The organism is Mesobacillus sp. (genome assembly GCF_047739415.1).
In the GTDB taxonomy this organism is placed as follows: domain Bacteria; phylum Bacillota; class Bacilli; order Bacillales; family Cytobacillaceae; genus Mesobacillus.
In genome coordinates this window covers 1-3,741 of the sequence record NZ_JBIQOE010000092.1, presented here as the reverse complement: position 1 = coordinate 3,741, position 3,741 = coordinate 1, and the positions used below count along the sequence as shown (strand labels likewise).

The following is a 3,741-nucleotide window of genomic DNA, read 5'->3' as shown; positions in this document are numbered from 1 at the left end:
ACGCTGGCCAGATCAAGACTGGTGCACCATCACGTACAGACCGTGTAGCGAAGTACAACCAGCTTCTTCGCATCGAAGACCAGCTTGGCGAAACAGCTCGCTTCAACGGAATCAAATCTTTCTACAACCTTAAGAAGTAATTTTATGAGGTGAATTCGCCCAATGCGGCGGTTGAACCCGTAACATAAGGACACCGGAAGCATGACGATGCTGCCGGTGTTTTTTTTTGTGGGTAAGTGGACAATTCAGGTTGAAGGTACCTTCAAAATGTTTAATAAAAGGGCTGTTATAGACATTTTAGGTGGACGAGTTGACCAAAATGTCTAACAAAAGGGGTTTAATAGACATTTCAGAAGGGCGTGCTGTTCAAAATGTCTAATAAAAGGGTTTTAATAGACATTTCAGGAGACCGAGCTGTTCAAAATGTCTAACAAAAGGGTTTTAATAGACATTTCAGGAGACCGAGCTGTTCAAAATGTCTAACAAAATGGGTTTAATAGACATTTCAGGAGGGTGTGCTGTTCAAAATGTCTAATAAAAGGGGGTTAATAGACATTTCAGGAGTACGAACCGATCAAAATGTCTAATATAAGATTTCTGAAGCTAAGGTTTTAACACAAGATTTTGTGAAATTCTTCATGACGGACAGAAAAAGGGGAGGATCTCGAATTTTTGTCCATCATAAAGGTTATGACGGACAGAAAAAGGGGGAGGATCTCGAATTATTGTCCATCATAAAGGTTATGACGGACAGAAAAAGGGGAGGATTTCGAATTATTGTCCATCATTAAGGTTATGACGGACAGAAAAATGGAAGAATCACGATTTTTTGTCCATCATCAAGGTCATGACGGACAGAAAAAGGAGGAAATCTCAAATTTTTGTCCATCATCAAGGTCGTGACGGACAGAATAAGAGGAAAACCTCAAACTAATGTCCGTCATCAGTCATAAAAAAAAACATCACTCCGCCAGCCACACCACTAGTAAAAATAGCCATCCCTCTATCCATGATATAAACTGGCTGTTAATCCACAATACTATAGCTAAACTCAACTTAGATAGGAGCCGGTTGAAATATGAAAAAATATCTTCTTGCCGCTATCTTGATTACGTTTACTATATCTTCATCAGCTTCTGCACCAGCTCTTTCAGCAACCAGTCAAAACCCTACAGCAGAGTCATCAGCAAAAAAGCCTAAGCAAGAAGCGCCTTCCTCTGTAAAACGTGCAAAATACGAAAAGACTGGCTATGTGTTCTGGGATCTTCCCGTGGATGAGAAGCTTGTGGCGTTTACGTTCGATGATGGGCCTGATCCGACCTTCACTCCGCAAATCCTTGACGCTCTGAAAAAGTACGATGCCAAGGCCACTTTTTTTGTCATTGGCGAAGAGGCAGAAAGATTCCCGGAAATCGTTAAACGCCAGGCAGGCAGCTGAAGGGCATGAAATAGGTAATCACACCTATAGGCACCATTTCCGGGACGGTTATTCCCCAGTAATTCTCAAAAAGGAATTGGATAAAAACGCGGAGGTCATCAAAGACCTGACTGGGATCAAACCCTCCCTGTTCCGGCCCGGCCGATTGCAGGCTTTTATGATAAGGAAATCATCGATACTGCGGTTGATGGCGGCTATAAGGTCATTCTCTGGTCATGGCATCAGGAAACTCGGGACTGGAGCAGGCCGGGAGTGGCAAAGATTACGCAGAATGTCATATCCGATACTCGTCCAGGCGATGTAATTATTTTTCACGATGCTGGGGGAGACCGTTCGCAAACGGTGAAGCCGGTGGAAGACATACTGGCAATCTTATATAAGAGCGGCTATCAATGTACAACCGTTTCGGACCTTCTATACAGATCATATTCACTGCTTCCTCCACCATTACGTTGACAGTCGTGGAAATCAAAGTACCTGCCCAATAAAATTCATAACAATTCAGACAAGTATTGTTTCATTCCTGAAAATGTGATAAATTTAAAATACTGTTAGCAGTTTTATCGGGAGGTACGTCATGCATACATTATTAACTGTTCTTTTAGTGATCGTCAGCCTTGGGCTGATTGGAGTTGTTCTTCTTCAATCAGGCAAGAGTGCTGGTCTATCCGGTGCGATTTCCGGCGGCGCTGAGCAATTGTTCGGCAAGCAAAAGGCAAGAGGCCTTGACCTTGTCCTGCACCGTGTCACGATCGTGTTGTCTGTTTTATTCTTTGTTTTGACTATTGCCGTTTCTTATTTCGAACTATAATACACACAATGACCCGGCTTCAATAGAGGCCGGGTTTTATTGTGTTTACATAAGCAAAAACCTCACATAATTCCCGATAATATGGGTATTTACATATATAAAGGCTTTTGATTGAATGTTACAAGCATGTTTGTTAAAACTAAGGAAGATATCTGATAGAGGGAGTAGGAAAATGAGAAAGTTAGTGCCAAGACCTTTTACATTTAAAGCTGGAAAAAGAGCGGTATTGCTGCTGCATGGATTTACCGGCAATTCTGCGGACGTCAGGATGATGGGCCGATTTTTAGAAGGAAAAGGATATACATGCCATGCGCCTGTTTTTAAAGGACATGGTGTCCCGCCTGAAGAACTGATACATACTGGTCCTGAGGATTGGTGGCAGGATGCGCTTGATGGCTACGAATTCCTTAAGAGCGAAGGCTATGAGGAGATTGCTGTAGCTGGTTTGTCGCTGGGCGGCATCCTTTCGCTGAAACTCGGATATACAAAGCCACTCAAGGGAATCGTGCCAATGTGCGCACCGATGCATCTTAAGACGGAAGAGTTAATGTACCGCGGTGTGCTTGAGTATGCGCGGGAGTATAAGAAGATGGAAGGCAAACCTGAGGAGCAAATCGAGGCGGAGGTAAAGGACCTCGAACAAAAATCGATGGCTACCCTGAAAGACCTCCAGGAACTGATCAAGGAAGTGCGAGGAAGCATCGACCTGATTTATACGCCGACCTTTGTTGTCCAGGCGCGACATGACATCATCATTGACCCTGACAGTGCGAATATCATCCATGACAGCATCGAGTCTGAACATAAAAAGTTAAAGTGGTATGAGGAATCAGGGCATGTGATCACACTTGATAAAGAACGTGATCAGCTGCACGAGGATGTTTACGAGTTTCTTGAGTCATTAAATTGGAAAGAATAAAAACATAGAAAAATTTATTGTGTTGTTTTTACACCAAGAACGCAACAAGATTACGAAAATAGCCCAATAAAGGAGGGATTTATTAATGGATGAGAATATTAAAGGCCATATAGACAGGCTATTGCATTATATGAAGGACGAAGCTTATAAGCCCCTTACAGTTCAGGAACTGGAAAGTGCCTTTGGGATCGAGGACTCCTCGACATTCAAGGATTTTGTTAAAGCGCTAGTGGTCATGGAGGAAAAGGGGTTAGTCGTCAGGACTCGAAGTGACCGATATGGTCTGCCTGAAAAAATGAATCTCGTACGGGGACGGTACAGCGCCCATGCTAAGGGGTTTGCTTTTGTCATCACAGAAGAACAGGGCATGGACGACATCTTCATCCCGCCGAATGAAACGAGCAATGCGATGAATGGTGACACAGTACTAGTGCGAGTCTCATCGGACAGTTCTGGCCAGCGTCGTGAAGGGACAGTTGTGCGTATTCTTGAAAGAGGCGTCTCACAAATTGTTGGTACCTATACCGAAAGCAAGCACTATGGTTTTGTGATACCGGATGATAAAAAGTTCAC

At 43.4% G+C, this 3,741-nt stretch carries 5 protein-coding genes and 2 pseudogenes; all 7 read left to right on the top strand.

What is annotated here, in order from left to right:
• Nucleotides 1–140, top strand: a pseudogene (eno, locus tag ACH0QE_RS07645) (phosphopyruvate hydratase); the annotation flags it as partial.
• A 938-nt stretch (nucleotides 141–1,078) separates the two neighbouring features.
• Nucleotides 1,079–1,438, top strand: coding sequence for a polysaccharide deacetylase family protein (locus ACH0QE_RS07640; RefSeq protein WP_415800102.1), 360 nt, complete (start codon nucleotides 1,079–1,081; stop codon nucleotides 1,436–1,438).
• Nucleotides 1,359–1,742 carry a polysaccharide deacetylase family protein gene (locus ACH0QE_RS07635; RefSeq protein WP_415800101.1) on the top strand — a complete coding sequence of 128 codons (384 nt, stop codon included), beginning with the start codon at nucleotides 1,359–1,361 and terminating at the stop codon, nucleotides 1,740–1,742. Before ACH0QE_RS07640 ends, ACH0QE_RS07635 begins: the two co-directional genes overlap by 80 nt.
• Complete coding sequence (locus tag ACH0QE_RS07630) at nucleotides 1,691–1,894, top strand: hypothetical protein (protein ID WP_415800103.1); 204 nt, start codon at nucleotides 1,691–1,693, stop codon at nucleotides 1,892–1,894. Before ACH0QE_RS07635 ends, ACH0QE_RS07630 begins: the two co-directional genes overlap by 52 nt.
• A 121-nt stretch (nucleotides 1,895–2,015) precedes the next feature.
• On the top strand, nucleotides 2,016–2,249 hold the full coding sequence (secG, locus tag ACH0QE_RS07625; protein WP_415800100.1) for a preprotein translocase subunit SecG: 234 nt from the start codon (nucleotides 2,016–2,018) through the stop codon (nucleotides 2,247–2,249).
• 172 nt (nucleotides 2,250–2,421) lie between these two features.
• A complete protein-coding gene (locus ACH0QE_RS07620; protein WP_415800099.1) occupies nucleotides 2,422–3,168 on the top strand; it encodes an alpha/beta hydrolase in 747 nt (248 codons plus the stop codon).
• Between the two features lie 85 nt (nucleotides 3,169–3,253).
• Nucleotides 3,254–3,741 (top strand): annotated as a pseudogene (locus tag ACH0QE_RS07615) (ribonuclease R); the annotation flags it as partial.